Origin of the sequence: Microcoleus sp. Aus8_D2 (assembly GCF_036702665.1) — a bacterium.
Classification (GTDB): Bacteria; Cyanobacteriota; Cyanobacteriia; order Cyanobacteriales; family Microcoleaceae; genus Microcoleus.
The window spans coordinates 14,423-31,220 of record NZ_JAUBUN010000058.1 but is presented as its reverse complement, the minus strand read 5'-3'; the positions used below and the strand labels follow the sequence as shown (position 1 = coordinate 31,220).

The following is a 16,798-nucleotide window of genomic DNA, read 5'->3' as shown; positions in this document are numbered from 1 at the left end:
GTGAGGACTTTAGTCCGCAAAAAAGAAGGACTGAAGTCCTCACTACGAACAAACAGGATCGAGCGTGAGGACTTTAGTCCGCAAAAAAGAAGGACTGAAGTCCTCACTACGAACAAACGGGATCGAGCGTGAGGACTTTAGTCCGCAAAAAAGAAGGACTGAAGTCCTCACTACGAACAAACAGGATCGAGCGTGAGGACTTTAGCCCGCAAAAAAGAAGGACTGAAGTCCTCACTACGAACCAATTTTGTGGTATAATTTTGAGGTTTTGGTCGATCGCCCGACATCCAACAGGTCGCGCCGCCAAAAACCTTGATATGATAAAACTTGACCTAACGAACCAAAGGAGAAAGAATGACCCAAGTTGTAATCGGCGAAAATGAAGGGATTGAGTCAGCCCTACGACGGTTTAAGCGACAAGTTTCCAAAGCGGGAATTTTTCCCGACATGAGAAAGCACCGCCACTTTGAAACCCCCCTCGAAAAGCAGAAGCGCAAAGCTATTGCTAGAAGGACTAAGAGACGCTTCCACCGCAACAACAAACCCTAGAATTAACGCACTATTGATTCGGCAGATATAATGCCTTGCGATTCTAGTACCGCAGCGACTCGGAGAATCACCGCTTCGCTGTAGGGAGCACCGATAATTTGTACCCCCAAGGGCAAAGCGCCGGGCCGCTGTACGGGCACGCAAAGAACTGGTAAGCCTATAAATGATAGAGGTTGAGTGAACAGTCCCAGATTGGGACGCACTAATATTTCTTGTCCGGCGATGACCATTTTCTCGACACCAATTTCTGGAGCCGCGATCGGCGTTGCGGGTGCCAGAATGATATCTGTATGTTGAAATATGGAGCGAATTCGATCTCGATACCACTGTCTAAATCTCTGCGCTTGCACGTACCACGTCGCAGGAATAAGGGTTCCGGCCAAAAAACGATCGCGCGTAGCCGGATCGAAGTCTTGAGGGCGCGCCCGCAAATTCTCCAAATGCAGGTTTCCACCCTCGCAAGCCGTAATTATAAACGCCGCCGCCCTCGCACGATCGGATTCCGGTATGCTAACAGTTGCCAGCCCTCCAATTTTTGGGGGGCTGATTGTTGCTTTCTCTGACTCTATACCACAATTCAAGACATTTGTCAAGGCTTTGGCAACTATTTCTACAGCCTCCATTGCTTCTGGTTCGGCCCCTGTGGCGAAATACCCGTCAGCAACAGCAATTCGCAATCCTTCAATTCCCATATCTAACTGCGACGAACAAAGTTCCGGCGGGAGTTGAGTGCAAACTGGATCGCGATCGTCCCGGCCTTGCAGAATATCGTACAGCAGCGCGATATCTCGGAGCGATCGCCCAAACGGTCCCACACAATCCAAACTACTCGAAAACAAAAAAGCACCGGCCCTAGACAAACGGCCGTAAGTCGGCTTCAGCCCAAACACACCGCACAAAGCAGCGGGCACGCGGATGGAACCGTTAGTATCCGAACCGAGGGTGAAGGGAACTAAACCGGCGGCGACTGCTGCTGCGGAACCGCCGCTAGAACCGCCGGCGATGCGCGCAGTATCGTGAGGATTGCGAGTCGGCCCGTAGTGACTGTTTTCCGTGACAAACCCGTAGGCGTACTCATCCATGTTCAGCGTACCTACGAGGATAGCACCAGCTTGTTTGAGTCGGGCGACCCCCGCCGCGTCCTCGGTAGCCGGAGGATTGTCAGCGTTGATTTTCGACCCGGCTAGGGTGATAATTCCACCGACATCGAACAAGTTTTTGACTGCGAAGGGAACGCCTGCTAATGGGCCAGGGTTTTCGTGGCGTGCGATCGAATTATCTATCTTTTCGGCTGCTGCGATCGCACTTTCTGCGGTGATGGCCGTAAAGCAATTGAGGGTTTTGTCTCGATCGGCAATTCGTTCTAAAGCAGCATTCACAACCGCTGTCGCTGCAATCTTACCACTTTTAATCGCCGATGCTGTGGCGACTGCATCCGCTCCTGCTAAAAATTGGGCTTCATCTGCGTTCATCTGCGTTCATCTGCCTACATCTGCGGTTAACAATCAGGGTTCAAACACTGGTGCAGCTTCGATTTCCTGTGGCAAGGGGAATTCTGTAACGAGTCGGGCGATCGCAGCTATCCTCTCGAAGTTTACCACAACGCCGGGCCGATGTTCCGGCTTGATGGGTAAGTTGATAAGTTCGGCAGTGCGATCGACATATTCTTCTATATTATTTATCATTTTTTCGGTATTTGCGATCGGTGGTTAGTTGCGACCCATCCTCAATTTTAATTCACTTCGGTGTTTATTTTGGCGATCGGTGTCAGGCTCTCAGTTATTATTGCTGAGTTTTTTGTATTCCTCTGATTGTCTGATATCATCTAAAGGTGATTTTTGCTTTGCTGGTTCATCTGGACAAAACTTTACACATACCTGCATTTGACCAGACTCGAAACTTTGATTGACTTCGATTTTTATCTTTCCTTTTTGCCAACCTTTAGAACCAACCTTGAGAATTTGACAATCGATTCCTTTTTGAGCGGAGTTCCAGTTTATATCACCTCCAGGAATACTTGTTTTTGTTTCTTCGCTAATAGACAAATTTTGCATCCAAACTCTTATCCATTCCCGGCGAGATTGACTTTCTGCGTAAAGGCAAAGTATTTCATTAAACTTTCTGCCGATTAACTCTTTAAACCTGTGTACCGTAAAAGTATTTTGGTTGTTTAACAATAAAACATCATCGGCGCCCTCTAGAGTCTCGTATCTTTGATTGACTTCAGTATTTTCGTCCATATTTTTTACAAAATTATGCGATCTGCTATTTGATAGCATTTCAAGGTATGTGAGTCAATACCAAAAGGCTAAATTGAGCTTCGCACTTCCCAACTCAAACACTGACAGTTTTCCGCAACTTCTCAACGGCGACCTCCAGCGGAGGCAAATCAAAATCTTCAGCATCCATCAATTCCTTAACTTTCTCAAAAATCTCAACCTCCGCCTCTTCCTGGTCTGTCAGCTTATCATAAAAGTAAGGATCGTTAAACCACTGTTCAAACACGAACCTCAACACCCCATTCGGGTTAAGCATAAACCTCCAATACTTAGAAACTCGGTTATCAACTACTTCAAACAAAGGTGCAGGAGTCTGTATGGGATAATAGCTGTAATTATCATTGCAAACATAATACCAAACTATTCCCTGCCACGATCTGATAGCATAAACCACATATTCCTTGCCAACAGTCAACGGCAATTCAATCTTTTTAGTATAGCCTCTTGCCGGATCGATATAATTTTCCGGTAAGTGTTCTCCAGTATTAGCAATACAGCGAACTCTCATAACTTGTCTACCTATCAATTCTTAGGTGCTGTTTTAGGATATTGTCGCTTGAATTTCACTTCAACTTGTCGTAAAATTTGCTTATTTTCAAACCAGTGTACTTGTACGGAAGCTCCATTAATTGCAAAAGCCTGAATGCTAGTTATTTTATACCAGTCTTCGGGATTGCCTCCATAAAGGGCAACCAGTCTAGAGATATCCCCTAGTATATCGTCAGGCCCGCCCTGAATAGATATACAATTACCAGCCTTGGCATCTTGCAGCAGCAGTTGCTCTGGCAAATTTCTCGGACTCTCGTCGGGAATAGCACCTTGATTCATAATTTAACAGTGTTAGATGTAATTTGTCAAAAAAGTATTTTATTCAAGGCGAAAAGACTAAATTCACCTTCTCACTTTCTCAAATTATTAAACACTGACAGTTTCCCGCAACTTCTCAACAGCGATATCTAAGGGAGGCAAATCAAAATCTTCAGCATCCATCAATTCCTTAAGTTTCTCAAAAATCTCAACCTCCGCCTCCTCCCGATCTGTTAGCTTATCATAAAAATAAGGCTCAGTAAACCACTGCTCAAACGCTATCATCAAAAATCCATTCGGCGAAATTTTAAACCGCCAATACTTAGAAACTCTGTCATCAACCACTTCAAACAGCGGTGCCGGATTCGGGATGGGATAATAACTGTAAATATCATCGCAAATATAGTACCAAATAGTTCCTCGCCACTCTCTAAAAGCATAAACAACATATTCCTGGTCAATCGTTAATGAGAACTGTATTTCTTTTGTGTAACCGATTGCAGGCTCTATGTAATCATCAGAAAGCGATGCACCTGTATTAGCGATACAGCGAATTTTCATAACTTGCTTACCTACAGATTTTTAATTAATATTTTGGATGCTCTAGCTTTTAGTTGAACTACCTTAACAGATTCAGGCTCTCTAATTAGTTTATACTGCTCGATTAATTGTTAGTTTTTAGCCGCAATTCATTTGAGAGCGTAGCGATGTATTCGTGTCTGGCTGTCAATTATTATTATTGGCGAGGTTTTTGTACTCTTCAGATTGGCGGATGTCATCTAGAATAGATTCCGGTTCTGCTGGTTCATCAGGACAAAATTCTAATTTAATTATCTCGACGCTATAGTAGCGATTGCTTATTGTACAACTTAGAGATGCTTCTATCCTTAGTTTGCCTTTTTGCCAGCCTGGAGAACCAATTTTTAGAATGTGACAGTCTATTCCAGGAGTAGGAAAAATCCATTTACTCTCAAAAACTCTAATATTTACTTCTCCAATTGAACAATCTGACAACAAATTAAAAAATATTGAATTACTCGCTCCATTGTTTTGTGTGTTAAGCTTTTCAGTAAGTTTCTTACTAATGAGTTCTTTAAATCTAGCCACTGTAAAAGTATCTTTTTGAATCAGCAATATATCTGTACCGCAGTCTAGGCTTTGAAACTTAGCGTTCATAATTTTTGGTTATTTGTAATTTTTTCAAAAAAAGTATCAGACTTCATCATATTAGTCAATCCAGAGTTTCAAGCAAGATGTATTAAAACTTTATATCGCGAAGGCGGTTTTTGTCGGTACAGCCAGATGTTGAAAAAATGCAGCGAATTCACAGTCAGAAAAAACTTGTTTTCGCTGGTACAGTTTCCGCCACCAACTTACCCCGCGAAATCACGTATCGAACTGTCGCCCGCCTCCTGATGGCGTCGTAACAACTCTCAGCATCCAACACAATTAAATTAGCAAGCTTCCCCACATCAATCCCGTAACTTTCATCTCCCAAATTTAAAGTTTTAGCACCATTATAAGTTACCATATTAAAACAAGCTTCAATCTCAGAAATCCCCGTCATCTGACAAAGATGAACCGCCATGTGAGCCACATCCAACATATTTCCAGTACCCAAACTGTACCAGGGATCTTGCACGCAGTCATGCCCCAAGCTCACATTCAAACCATGCTGCCACAACTCCTTAACCCGCGTCACTCCGCGACGTTTCGGATAAGTATCCGTGCGGCCTTGCAGGGTGATATTAATTAAAGGATTAGCGATGAAATTTATCTGCGATTTTGGCAAAATTCCCATCAGTTTAAAGGCATAGGCATTATTGTAAGAACCGAAAGCAGTCGTGTGGCTGGCTGTCACCTGCGAACCCGCCCCTGTTCTAATCGCAAAAGCTGCCACAACCTCCAAAAACCTCGACTGTTCGTCATCTATTTCATCACAGTGAATATCTATTAATCTATTGTATTTTTCCGCAATTTCAAAAACTCTCTCAACCGACTTCACCCCATCTTCCCGCGTCAACTCATAATGCGGAATTCCACCCACAGCATCCGCACCCATATCGAGAGATTTCTCTAAAAGTTTGTCATTTCCAGGACTCCCGTAAATCCCGTCTTGAGGAAAAGCCACAACTTGCAAAGTCATCCAATCTTTGACAGATTCCCGCACCTCCAAAAGTCCTTGCAAAGCAGTCAGAGTCGGCTCGCTAACATCAGCATGACTTCTGACAAACAAAATCCCTTGGGACGCTTGCAACCTTAAAGTTTCAATCGCCCTTTTTTTGACATCATCCAGAGTTAAACCTAGCTTGCGTTCCCCCCAAATTTGAATTCCCTCAAACAAAGTACCGCTTTCATTCCATCGCGGTTTCCCCGCAGTTAACGCAGAATCGAGATGAATGTGCGACTCCACAAAAGGAGGACTAACTAAATTGCCTTGAATGTTGATTTCGCGATCGCCCAGTCCTGAGATGTGGGGCGATACCGCAACTATTGTACCATCATCGATCGCAATATCTACCATTTGGCGATCGCCCGCACCCAACAAACGACATTCGCGCAGAACCATGCTATACTTTTGTTCAGACATAACCTATTTACCTACCTGTTCGTAGTGAGGACTTCAGTCCTTGCTCAAATCCGATGTGTAAGTTTTGTCAAACAATCTCAAACTCCAGATTGTAATGCTTCACAAAATCAAAACTAAAATGGTCAACCACATTAGTATCGCTCAATTCCAGACTATAAAAATCCACAAAATCCGCATCAAAATAAGGCCCAGCGTGCCAAGTCCCCACCTCTAACTTAATAAAACAATCACCCGGAATCCGAAAAGCCGCAATATCGTCCAAACTCGGTTTATCCCCATCCCCAGGAGGCGCAACCGCCATCAACCAATCCTTCCCATCTAGAGAACCCAAACACTGAGTACATTCAACGTGCCGCGTAATTTTACCAAACTTGCGACCCTTCGCGCGCAGCCGCATAATGTAAAATCTAGGAATACCATTTTCCAAATTTAACCTAGCATCCTCAGCATCAAAAGACTTACCATCAAAACTAGCAGAAATAACTTGACCATAACTCCGAAAATTCTCCGATGTTATCCATTGTGTCGGCAATTGCTTAACTGAAACTAATCTACTCATAAATCTCAACATCTCCTCGCTCATCTCATCAAAAACATAATACAAATACTCCCCTATCTCTCTTCTCTGCGCCCTCTGCGCTCTCTGTGGTTAAAAAAAATCTAATTCGCTTTCTCGCCCCAAATACCCTTACAATCACGCATCAGCACACTGCTGCAAAAAACGAGCCGGAATATCAGGGCGAGCACCCCAGTGCAAATGCAAATAAGCAGCGTGCACCCGACAAACCCCCCAACCTTCCGCCACCGCCTCAACTTCCCCCCTCGAACCATACTTCCAACTGTGATAAATTGGATTAGTCGGTTCCACAGTTAAATGCGATCGATGAAACTCATGTCCCCAAACCGCATCCCCCGCACCTAACACCAAACTATCCCCCACCGCCACAGCCTCTCGATATCCCAAAGTTAAGCGCTTTCCCATCGCAGCCACAGCCGGCAACACACCCACCCCTTCCCAAGAATTCCCATCAAAGTCTACAATCGAATCGCACAAGTACATCAAACCGCCGCACTCCGCATAAGTCGGTATTCCCGCAACGATCGCACTTCTGACAGCATCCCGAATTAAAACATTATTGCTCAATTCCCCAGCAAACACTTCGGGAAAACCACCACCAAAATATAACCCCTGCACATTCTCAGGAAACACCGAATCATCCAACGGACTCCAAAATACCAACTCTGCACCCAACTCTTCCAATACATCAAGATTGTCCTGATAGTAAAAATTAAAAGCCCGATCGCGCGCAACTGCAATCCGCACCGAAAACTTTCTTTCCAAACAGTTGACACCATCATCTTTTTTAGTTATAGTCTCCCAAGGGAGACTGTATCTACCCAAAAGTTGCTCAGACCCCTCACCCCCCCCCATTGGAGTCGCAGCCAACAAAGGCAAAAGTTGCTCCCAGTCAAAACTAACAGCAGCCAAATCCGCCAGTTTATCGATCGCACCTTGAAGATGCGGCAACTCCTCGGCCGGAATCAAACCCAAATGTCGATCGGGAATAGTAACAGCCTCATCCCTACGCAAAACCCCCAAAATCGGTAAATTGAGCGGTTTGAGAGCATCGGTAAGCAACTCCAAATGTCGATCGCTCGCCACCCGATTGAGAACCAAACCCGCGAAATTAAGATTTGGGTTAAAAGAACGAAAACCGTGGGCGATCGCAGCCACAGAACCAGAAAGCCTGCTGCAATCTATCACAAACAATACCGGCAAATTCAACAAATAAGCAACATGAGCCGTAGAAGCAAAAGAAATAGAATAATGTTCTTTTCCTTCTACCTTCCTAACATCCATTAAATCCGTTATATCCGTTACATCCGCTACAGAATCCGTTGCCGAACCCTTCTTTTGACAAACCCCATCAAATAAACCCATTACCCCTTCAACCAAGGCACAATCAACATCTTGAATATGACGGAAAAAACACTTTTTCACATAAGATTCAGACGTTAAAACCGGGTCTAAATTTCGACAAGGGCGGCCAGTAACAAAAGCATGAAACATCGGATCGATATAGTCAGGGCCGACCTTAAAAGATTGCACGTTCCAGCCTTGGCGGATTAAATAAGCTAAAAGGGCGATCGTTACAGTAGTCTTTCCCGCACCGCTGCGTTCGCCCGCAATTACTAAAGTCATAGTTCTAGTTAGTTACAATAAATAATAGATAAGATTGCCTTCCTTCGCTTTCCAATCAGGAAATTATCTGCGTCGATCTGTGTTTATCTGCCTTAGATCTGCGGTTTCTGTATCTATCAAAGATTTATGCAATCTTTTATCATAAAAATAGACAGTCGATCGAGTTATGAGTATTGCTCTCGAACCGCTCAAATAATAACTATTTAACGAACCGCGAAGACGCTAAGGACGCGAAGGAAGAAAAGAGAAGAAGAAAAGTAGGGCAGACATTGCCTGCCCCACTCAATATTAACTCAATCCGTCTGCCTGATTATTTTCTCCTTATTTTTGATTCCCTCCATCCGTTACATCCGTTACATCCGCTCTTGCATCCGTTGCCGAACTTCTCTTTACCTCTTAGCCAACTTCAGGATTTGAGCCGTCACCGCCAAACTTTCTTCGTACAGCATATCCCGGCCCCAACTCTGCAAGTGCTGGCCCAGCAACTGTTCCGTCACCTGGTCAAACAGAGGAGTCACCTGGTTAAATCGATCGGTTTGAGCACCGCCCTTCATTTCCATCCGCATACAGCCGCCCGTTTCCGAACACAGAACCGTACCGCAGTCAGCATTCTCGTTCGTAGAATTCAAACGCAGAGCAATCAAATCGCCGGGGACATCGCCCGTATCGGCAATCGGAATAGCAGCTAACTCGGCTTCTACAACCCGTTCGTCCGCACCCGCAAATTTAATGCGCTTGATTTGGTAATCGCCCTCCTCCTGCTTGAAAGCCACAGGACGCCACTGAAGCCGGCTCGCCAGCCAGCCCAAATACATCAGCGCTTGGGTAGAATTACCTTGTTCGTAATCGATCGTCACTCGATCGATCTCCCGAATTGCCATCCGACGTTCCGGCGGATCGAACGCCTCAGCAGCTAACTCTTGCCAAGCCGCCAGCCTCCGCCAATTCAGATCTGCGATCGGAATTCCTTCCTCGATCAGACTTTGCATCAACAGCAATTCCGCTTCAGACTCCGCAAAACTGCTAGAGTCGATAATCACAGAACTGCTCGTTTCCGCCAGCCGTTGGAACAAACCTCGATCGGCATCTGGATTCGCTTTCCACCACAGCAGCGTCGGTAAATCCCCGATTGTCAGCGCTGTCACGATCGCGCTCACCCGTTCCAGAGCAGCTTCCGTACCTCGGAGCGTAATGTACTCGCAGCAGATCAGATTGCCACTGCCGCGCTTGTGCACCGGACAATAAGCAGCCACTTGAGCTTGCACCCCCGTATCTTCCCCAGCCGTCGGACACAGAGCAATAATCCGGCAGGGATTCGCAGCCACGATCGCGTCAGCCACTCCCGAACCCCCAGAACCCATGCCACTCGAACCCAAAAGCTCTCCCTTGGCATTTTTGCGAGCCACTTCTTCGCGCAAAGTCCCCAGCAATTCAGCGCTAGGTTTACCAGTTCTCGGCATTCCGTAAGCTTTTTGAGCAGCCCTAATGCTAGATGCCGTCATCGGCCCGCTAATACCGTCAATTGGCCCGTCGTAAAACCCCAGATCCGCCAATAATTGCTGGGTTTCTTCCGGTTCGTACACCACAAAAGTAAAAGTTGCTGCCCTAGTCGCGATCGGAAAATCGCCCTTTGACCCAGAATCTCTGTAACTTTCCCAGATTTTACTCAGTTCAGCCTCTATCTGGTCGATCGACACATCTTTAGGACTTTGCAGCGAAACCAAAGGCGGAGCTTTCATCGGTGTCATCGTCATAAATCTTGTCTCCTTTGTTAATTGTCAGTTGGCAGTTGGCAGTTGGCAGTTGTTAATTGTCAGTTGGCAGTTGGCAGTTGGCAGTTGTTAATTGTCAGTTGGCAGTTGGCAGTTGGTAGTTGATAATTGTCAGTTGGTAGTTGATAGTTGGTAGTTGATAGTTGGTAGTTGACGGTTGATAGTTGGTAGTTGACAGTTGATAGTTGACGGTTGGTAGGAAAGCGAGGTCAAACGGAATGAATTGTTATCAGTCATTAGTCTGTGCTTTATTAATGACTCATCACTACTGCCCACTACCCACTGCCTACTGCCTACTGCCCACTGCCCACTGCCCACTGCCTACTGCCTACTGCCCACTGCCCACTGCCTACTGCCTACTGCCCACTGCCCACTGCCCACTGCCCACTGCCCACTGCCCACTGCCCACTGACTACTGACTCTTCGTCTTAAAGCCTTCGCCACTTGCGCCCGTCTCTGTTAATCATTAATTCTGCTTCCGAGGGTTCCCAAGTACCTGCTTCATATTTAGGAACCAGATCCTGTTCGTTGGAAGATTCCCAAGCCATCAGCGCCGGAGTTACCACCCGCCAAGCTTCTTCTACTTCATCAGAACGGGTAAACAAAGTTTGGTCGCCCAGCATACAATCAATCAACAGGCGATCGTAAGCATCCGAAGATGTCACCCCAAACGAAGCACCGTAACTAAAATCCATATCCACCGTCCGCGTCCGCAAATCCGGCCCAGGCATTTTTGCCTCAAATCTCAGCGAAATCCCTTCGTTGGGATGCACGCGCATCGTCAAAACGTTAGGAGTAGTTTGTTGGGCCGCCGACTGAAAAATTAACAGCGGCACTTCTCGAAACTGAATCGCAATTTCGCTAACTTTTTTCGGCAACCGCTTACCGGTACGCAGGTAAAAAGGCACTCCCTGCCAGCGCCAGTTGTCAATCAGAAACTTCATCGCCACAAAAGTCGGCGTTGTCGAGTTGGGAGCAACCCCCGGTTCTTCGTGATAACCCGGCACGGGTTTGCCTTTCATCCATCCTGCGGAATATTGACCGCGAATCGCGGAGAACTCCAAGTTATTCAAATCTGCCAAGCGAGTTGCTTGCAGAACTTTCATCTTTTCCGTGCGGATGCTGTCAGCATCGAGGGAGTTTGGCGGTTCCATCGCCGTCAGACAGAAAATCTGCATCAAGTGGTTTTGCAGCATATCCCGCAACGCCCCAGAGGATTCGTAGTAACCGGCCCGGTCTTCTACTCCCACAGTTTCTGCTACGGTAATTTGTACGTGATCGACAAATTGTCGGTTCCACAGTGGTTCAAAAATCGCATTAGCAAACCGGAACACCATTAAATTCTGAACAGTTTCTTTACCCAAATAATGGTCGATCCGGTAAACTTGCTGTTCTTGGCAAACTTGCTGCACTACACGGTTGAGAGCTTTTGCCGAACTCAAATCGCGGCCGAAGGGTTTTTCAATTACCAAGCGGTGTTTGACTGGATCTGCCAGCAGCCCGGCCCCGCCCAGTTGCCTAATTGCTTCTGGGAAAAAGTTCGGAGAAACGGAGAGATAAAAGATGTGGTTGCCGCGAGTTCTCCTTTCTTCATCGAGTTCGCTTAAGAAAGCTTTGAGTTTTTGATAGCTTTCGGGGTTGTCAATGTCGCCCGGACAGTAGTACAAACCTTTAGCGAAATCTTGCCACAATTCCTCATTACCAATACCGCCCCCAAATTCTTCGATACCTTCCCGCATTTGCTCCCGGAAGTAATCGTGACTCCAAGGACGGCGCGCCACACCTACCACTGTAACTTCCGGTGGCAAACGTCGATCGCGCCTCATCTGATAAATTGCTGGTACCAGTTTGCGCTGGGTGAGGTCTCCCGAAGCTCCGAATATCACCAGAATTTGCGGTTCCGGCATCCGTTCTTTTCGCAAACCTACCCGCAGTGGATTTTCCAGTATCGTTACCATTTATTTTCCTTTTGCTTCTAGTGCTGTTAATCTTGCCAATACCGCGTGGTAGTTCGCCGTCATTTCTGCTAGTTGCTGGGTGAGAGAGTTAATCTGTCCTTCATACTCCGCTTTGACTTCCGCCCGGATTTCCTCTCTGAGTTCCGCTATAACTTCCGCCCGGATTTTAACCCTTTCAGCAGCAAGCCGAACTTCCCAATCTTTATCGCGTTGTCGCAATTCAGCTTTTAGCTGCCGATTTTCCGCCCTCAACTGCTCCAATTCCAGCGCTACCGCAGCAGCACGCCGATCCCTTTCTCTGTTTTGCTCTCGGATTTGCTGTCTCAGGCGCTGGTTGTCCGATCGCAACTTTTCCAATTCTGAATCAGTATCCTTGGGAGTTCGATCGCTTCCTAGAGATGGAAATCGCTGTTCCACCAAACGCTGAACTGCTGCGCCAGTAGGCATCCCGTTAGGCGATAACTCCAGAGCCTCTTGCCAAATTTCCAGTTGTAGCTCTGGCGAAAGTCCTGCCAGAGGACGGACTTGATTTTCCTTTGTAGGAATTTTGACACCAATTGGTGTCAAATTTTCGATAACCTGCGCTGCTGCAATAAATCGATTAGCCGTCTGTCTTGCTATGCCCCATTTATCGCGACAATAAGTCTCAAAACTTTTATGAGTTTCCCTGTAGAGTTTCTGTTCCCGAATTTCATCAAGGGCTTTGCCAACTTCATAAAATGTCTGAAGTCCATGTTCTACAATGGATTCCAGTTCTTGAAGCCTTGCTCGTTCACTGACATCAAGTTGGGCGGTGGCATATTCGCTATTTTGTAGGGTATTGGTAGTCTGCATAGCACTTCCTCATTGGTAGGAGATGGAGGATTCGAGTTAAAGCTTCTGGCAGAAATCTTCCTAGAAGAAGGGCTGGATTTTTATCTCTAGGCTTTTTGACACCAATTGGTGTCATTTTTTGAGATTCGGGATGGAAGCCTCAACACACAGGGGTCAAGATTGTAGTTGATTTTCCTCTCTAGGCTTTTTGACACCAATTGGTGTCATTTTTTGAGATTCGGGATGGAAGCCTTAACACACAGGGGTCAAAATTGTAGTTGATTTTCCTCTCTAAGCTTTTTGACACCAATTGGTGTCATTTTTTGAGATTCGGGATGGAAACCTTAACACACAGGGGTCAAAATTGTAGTTGATTTTCCTCTCTAGGCTTTTTGACACCAATTGGTGTCATTTTTTGAGATTCGGGATGGAAGCCTTAACACACAGGGGTCAAAATTGTAGTTGATTTTCCTCTCTAAGCTTTTTGACACCAATTGGTGTCATTTTTTGAGATTCGGGATGGAAACCTTAACACACAGGGGTCAAAATTGTAGTTGATTTTCCTCTCTAAGCTTTTTGACACCAATTGGTGTCATTTTTTGAGATTCGGGATGGAAACCTTAACACACAGGGGTCAAAACAATTATCGATTCCGACCCCAAATGCTTCTGCCTTTAAGGATACAGATATGTCTCTAGGCAACTGGTGAGAGCTTCTGCACTTTCTCTTCCAAGGAATCCATCAGGGATTGGAAGGGGCTGACGAATTTCTCGATCCCGTCCAGGAGCAAGTCTGCCATCACTTCGTCCAAGTTGATGTCGATGTCGGGATCTTTGAGACTTTCGATCAGGCTGTAAGCTTCTGCAACGTTATTCTCAATCCGGGGCGCGACATCGCAGTGATCGAAACAAGCTTCCACGGTATTCGGCGGCAAAGTGTTAACTGTGTCGGGGCCGATTAGTTCATCCACATACATCACATCGCTGTAGTTGGGGTTTTTGGTGCTGGTGGAAGCCCACAGCAAGCGCTGCACTTTTGCTCCTTTGGCTGCTAGGGCTTGCCAGCGATCGCTCGCGACGATCTCTTTATACTTCTGGTAAGCTACCTTGGCATTGGCGATCGCAATTTTCCCCTTCACCGCTTCCAGTTTGGCTTTGGTGGAAATATCTGTAACGCCTTTGAGTTTCTCGTCAATCTTGCCGTCGATATTGATATCGATCCGGCTCAAGAAGAAACTGGCAACAGAAGCGATGTTGCTGACATCCAAACCTTTAGCCGCCCGCGCTTCCAAACCGCGAATGTAAGCCCAGAAGGTTTCGACGTAGCTGTCAACCGAGAACAGCAAAGTCACGTTAACGTTAATCCCTTCGCTGATGACTCGCTCGACTGCGGGCAAACCTTGAGCAGTGCCCGGAATCTTAATCATCACATTTGGTTTGCCGATCGCCTGATAATAGCGCAAGGCTTCGCTAATCGTGCTTTCGGTATCGTTGGCGATTGTCGGTGGCACTTCGATGCTGATGTAACCGTCCAAACCCTTCGACTCTGCGTACACCGGAGCAAAGATGTCGCAAGCGTTGCGGATATCTGCAAATACCAGAGATTCATAAATCTCCATCACAGATTTACCAGCCCGGATACCCGCTTCGATATCCGCATCGTAAATGACATTACCCGCGATCGCCTTCTCGAAAATCGCCGGATTAGATGTGATCCCCCGCAGTCCCCGACTTTCAATCATCTGTTTGAGTTCGCCGGACTCGATCAGATTGCGAGTCAAATTGTCCATCCAAATACTTTGGCCAATTTCTTTAATTTCTAACAGATGATTCGTTGTCATTTCCGTCATTACTGTCGCTCCTACAATTTGATAATTGATAATTGGCAATTGGCAATTGGGAATTGGTAATTAAAACATTGTTCCTTCAATCCATCCGTTACATCCGTTACATCCGTTAAAAAATCCGTTGCCGAACTTTCATCCATTCATCCGTTACATCCGTTAAAAAATCCGTTGCCGAACTTCCTTCACTCTTGGAGTGTGCGAGAATTGCGAGCGCGATCTTGAATAAAAGACTCAACCATCGCTACATTTTCTTTGCTGCCGATAATTAAGGGCGATCGCTCGTGCAGTTTGGTCGGCACTACATCTAAAATGTCTTGAATGCCGGTACTAGCGCGCCCACCGGCTTGCTCCATCAAAAACGCCAGAGGAGCCGATTCGTAGAGCAAGCGCAATTTGCCCTCGGGTTTTTTCACAGTTCCGGGGTACAAAAACACGCCTCCCTGAAATAAAATCCGGTGGAAATCCCCCACCAAAGCCCCGCCGTACCGAGCGGCGTATCCTTCGCTGCGGTGGACGTAGCGAATGTAGTCCCTCAAAGATTCCTCCCACTGCCAGAAGTTGCCTTCATTAACGCTGTAAATCGGGCCGCGCGAGGGAACCTTAATGTTTTCGGTTGCTAGAATAAACTCGCCCAAACTGGGGTCGAGGGTAAAGGAATGAACGCCCTGCCCGATCGAATAAACCAGCATGGTACTCGGGCCGTACAGCACGTAGCCGGCGGCGATTTGTTTGTGTCCGTGTTGCAGCAAGTCGGAAGCAGAACCGTCTGCATCGTCTCCCTCTTGCTTGCGGATGCTGAAGATGGAGCCGACATTGAGATTGATGTCGAGATTGGATGAACCGTCTATAGGGTCGTAGAGCAGACTGTAGCGTCCGATCGGACAGTTTTCGGGAATATAGTAGGGTTTTTCCATTTCCTCGGAAGCCAAACGGCAGACAAGTCCGCTTTGTTGGAATACCGAGATAAACACTTCATTAGCATAGATATCCATCTTTTTGACGGATTCTCCCTGCACGTTCACAGCCCCTGTAAACCCTAAAGCATCTTCCATTAAGCCGGCCCTGCTGAGGCGTCGCGCGATCAGCTTAGCAGCCAGCCCGATACGATTCATCAGAGCGCTGAGATCCTGAGCATCTGCACTAAAGCTGTGGAGTTGCTGGAGTACGTGACGGGAAAGAGTCGTGCAATCGCGGTCTAAGGCTTGTACCTGCTCGGTCGGGCCCAGACGGGTTTCCCCTGTTGGCGCGTTTACCATGATATTGATGTTCTCCCTGTCTTGCGGCTCGCTAGTTAGGGATTTTCAGGTGCTTGGTGTGTGCCCCTCGATCGGCTGTTAGGTCGATCGTCCCTATCTTCTATCTTAGGAAGGCTTTCGCAAAAGGGGGTCGAACTTTAGGGTAACTTTAGATCCCCATCGAAAATTGAGGAGTGCGATCGAGTGTTGAGTCCGAAATTGTATTCCAAATTACTAATTTTTTATTTACCGCAGAGGGCCGAGAGGGCCGAGAGCGCCGAGAGGGAGAAAGTATGCGCTTGCAAAAAAGCGATCGCCCTGTTTGCGATTCGAGATAAGTAGATGAGTGGAAAAATACATATAGCGGTTCTCAAAAACATGAGGATAGCCCTATGCCCTATGCCCTATGCCCTATGCCCTATGCCGGACATACCTCACCTTTACGAGAAAGGCTATAAATATGTCCCGAGCGAGTGAAACGCAGTGAAATGTTAGCGTAAGCGATCTTTTATGAAAGCAATCGCAAGGTTTCGGGTACCTTTACATTCTGTTACATACCTTAGTTTATTTGCGCCTACCTACTTACTACGGCAAAATCTGTCAAGCGCAAATTTTTGCTAAAGGTGATATGACACTCTAAAATTCTGGGTAAGCTATCCGTAGGAATACGGTCATTGAAATTTAAGCAAATATACATAGTCATTCATTGACTTTTCTATTGAATTGTTTGAAATTTACTCAAACGC

The 16,798-nt window shown here is 46.5% G+C and carries 16 protein-coding genes; 1 reads left to right on the top strand and 15 read right to left on the bottom strand.

The annotated features are described in order from the left end of the window. Positions 1 to 354 precede the first annotated feature (354 nt). Positions 355 to 549: a 30S ribosomal protein S21 gene (gene rpsU, locus QUB64_RS29515; protein ID WP_006632476.1), complete on the top strand. Its 195-nt coding sequence runs from the start codon at positions 355 to 357 to the stop codon at positions 547 to 549. 2 nt (positions 550 to 551) lie between these two features. Here the strand turns inward: rpsU and QUB64_RS29510 are convergent, their stop codons facing one another. From QUB64_RS29510 to fbp, 15 genes are all read right to left on the bottom strand, one after another. Further along, positions 552 to 2,021: an AtzE family amidohydrolase gene (locus QUB64_RS29510; RefSeq protein WP_333277553.1), complete on the bottom strand. Its 1,470-nt coding sequence runs from the start codon at positions 2,019 to 2,021 to the stop codon at positions 552 to 554. Positions 2,022 to 2,054: 33 nt separating this feature from the next. Beyond that, positions 2,055 to 2,234: a DUF4089 domain-containing protein gene (locus tag QUB64_RS29505; protein ID WP_442921730.1), complete on the bottom strand. Its 180-nt coding sequence runs from the start codon at positions 2,232 to 2,234 to the stop codon at positions 2,055 to 2,057. A gap of 90 nt (positions 2,235 to 2,324) precedes the next feature. Beyond that, a complete protein-coding gene (locus QUB64_RS29500; protein ID WP_333277555.1) occupies positions 2,325 to 2,789 on the bottom strand; it encodes a KGK domain-containing protein in 465 nt (154 codons plus the stop codon). 94 nt (positions 2,790 to 2,883) lie between these two features. After that, entirely contained in the window at positions 2,884 to 3,336 is a 453-nt protein-coding gene (locus QUB64_RS29495; protein ID WP_333277557.1) for a hypothetical protein, read from the bottom strand. 14 nt (positions 3,337 to 3,350) lie between these two features. Then, positions 3,351 to 3,656 (bottom strand): hypothetical protein, encoded by a 306-nt coding sequence (locus QUB64_RS29490; RefSeq protein WP_333277559.1) that lies wholly within the window; start codon positions 3,654 to 3,656, stop codon positions 3,351 to 3,353. 87 nt (positions 3,657 to 3,743) lie between these two features. Continuing rightward, positions 3,744 to 4,196, bottom strand: coding sequence for a hypothetical protein (locus tag QUB64_RS29485; RefSeq protein ID WP_333277561.1), 453 nt, complete (start codon positions 4,194 to 4,196; stop codon positions 3,744 to 3,746). Positions 4,197 to 4,361: 165 nt separating this feature from the next. Beyond that, the gene (locus tag QUB64_RS29480; RefSeq protein WP_333277563.1) at positions 4,362 to 4,811 is read right to left on the bottom strand and encodes a KGK domain-containing protein; all 450 of its coding nucleotides are present in this window, start codon (positions 4,809 to 4,811) and stop codon (positions 4,362 to 4,364) included. Between the two features lie 154 nt (positions 4,812 to 4,965). Continuing rightward, a complete protein-coding gene (gene codA / locus QUB64_RS29475; RefSeq protein ID WP_333277565.1) occupies positions 4,966 to 6,225 on the bottom strand; it encodes a cytosine deaminase in 1,260 nt (419 codons plus the stop codon). Between the two features lie 67 nt (positions 6,226 to 6,292). Beyond that, a complete protein-coding gene (locus QUB64_RS29470) occupies positions 6,293 to 6,784 on the bottom strand; it encodes an ureidoglycolate lyase (protein WP_333277568.1) in 492 nt (163 codons plus the stop codon). A 135-nt stretch (positions 6,785 to 6,919) separates the two neighbouring features. Continuing rightward, positions 6,920 to 8,428, bottom strand: a complete 1,509-nt coding sequence (locus tag QUB64_RS29465; RefSeq protein ID WP_333277570.1) for a cobyrinate a,c-diamide synthase — start codon at positions 8,426 to 8,428, stop codon at positions 6,920 to 6,922. A 389-nt stretch (positions 8,429 to 8,817) separates the two neighbouring features. Continuing rightward, positions 8,818 to 10,182, bottom strand: coding sequence for a glucose-6-phosphate dehydrogenase assembly protein OpcA (gene opcA, locus QUB64_RS29460; RefSeq protein ID WP_333277572.1), 1,365 nt, complete (start codon positions 10,180 to 10,182; stop codon positions 8,818 to 8,820). Positions 10,183 to 10,628: 446 nt separating this feature from the next. Then, positions 10,629 to 12,158 (bottom strand): glucose-6-phosphate dehydrogenase, encoded by a 1,530-nt coding sequence (gene zwf, locus QUB64_RS29455; RefSeq protein ID WP_333277574.1) that lies wholly within the window; start codon positions 12,156 to 12,158, stop codon positions 10,629 to 10,631. Next, positions 12,159 to 12,992, bottom strand: coding sequence for a hypothetical protein (locus tag QUB64_RS29450; protein ID WP_333277576.1), 834 nt, complete (start codon positions 12,990 to 12,992; stop codon positions 12,159 to 12,161). Between the two features lie 673 nt (positions 12,993 to 13,665). After that, positions 13,666 to 14,811: a transaldolase gene (gene tal, locus QUB64_RS29445; RefSeq protein ID WP_333277578.1), complete on the bottom strand. Its 1,146-nt coding sequence runs from the start codon at positions 14,809 to 14,811 to the stop codon at positions 13,666 to 13,668. 188 nt (positions 14,812 to 14,999) lie between these two features. Next, complete coding sequence (fbp, locus tag QUB64_RS29440) at positions 15,000 to 16,073, bottom strand: class 1 fructose-bisphosphatase (protein WP_333277580.1); 1,074 nt, start codon at positions 16,071 to 16,073, stop codon at positions 15,000 to 15,002. Between the last annotated feature and the right edge of the window lie 725 nt (positions 16,074 to 16,798).

Excerpts from the sequence above, each read along its gene's own strand:
- rpsU (WP_006632476.1), top strand. The coding sequence starts at position 355 with ATGACCCAAGTTGTAATCGGCGAAAATGAAGGGATTGAGTCAGCCCTA.
- QUB64_RS29510 (WP_333277553.1), bottom strand. The coding sequence starts at position 2,021 with ATGAACGCAGATGAAGCCCAATTTTTAGCAGGAGCGGATGCAGTCGCC.
- QUB64_RS29505 (WP_442921730.1), bottom strand. The coding sequence starts at position 2,234 with ATGATAAATAATATAGAAGAATATGTCGATCGCACTGCCGAACTTATC.
- QUB64_RS29500 (WP_333277555.1), bottom strand. The coding sequence starts at position 2,789 with ATGGACGAAAATACTGAAGTCAATCAAAGATACGAGACTCTAGAGGGC.
- QUB64_RS29495 (WP_333277557.1), bottom strand. The coding sequence starts at position 3,336 with ATGAGAGTTCGCTGTATTGCTAATACTGGAGAACACTTACCGGAAAAT.
- QUB64_RS29490 (WP_333277559.1), bottom strand. The coding sequence starts at position 3,656 with ATGAATCAAGGTGCTATTCCCGACGAGAGTCCGAGAAATTTGCCAGAG.
- QUB64_RS29485 (WP_333277561.1), bottom strand. The coding sequence starts at position 4,196 with ATGAAAATTCGCTGTATCGCTAATACAGGTGCATCGCTTTCTGATGAT.
- QUB64_RS29480 (WP_333277563.1), bottom strand. The coding sequence starts at position 4,811 with ATGAACGCTAAGTTTCAAAGCCTAGACTGCGGTACAGATATATTGCTG.
- codA (WP_333277565.1), bottom strand. The coding sequence starts at position 6,225 with ATGTCTGAACAAAAGTATAGCATGGTTCTGCGCGAATGTCGTTTGTTG.
- QUB64_RS29470 (WP_333277568.1), bottom strand. The coding sequence starts at position 6,784 with ATGAGTAGATTAGTTTCAGTTAAGCAATTGCCGACACAATGGATAACA.
- QUB64_RS29465 (WP_333277570.1), bottom strand. The coding sequence starts at position 8,428 with ATGACTTTAGTAATTGCGGGCGAACGCAGCGGTGCGGGAAAGACTACT.
- opcA (WP_333277572.1), bottom strand. The coding sequence starts at position 10,182 with ATGACGATGACACCGATGAAAGCTCCGCCTTTGGTTTCGCTGCAAAGT.
- zwf (WP_333277574.1), bottom strand. The coding sequence starts at position 12,158 with ATGGTAACGATACTGGAAAATCCACTGCGGGTAGGTTTGCGAAAAGAA.
- QUB64_RS29450 (WP_333277576.1), bottom strand. The coding sequence starts at position 12,992 with ATGCAGACTACCAATACCCTACAAAATAGCGAATATGCCACCGCCCAA.
- tal (WP_333277578.1), bottom strand. The coding sequence starts at position 14,811 with ATGACAACGAATCATCTGTTAGAAATTAAAGAAATTGGCCAAAGTATT.
- fbp (WP_333277580.1), bottom strand. The coding sequence starts at position 16,073 with ATGGTAAACGCGCCAACAGGGGAAACCCGTCTGGGCCCGACCGAGCAG.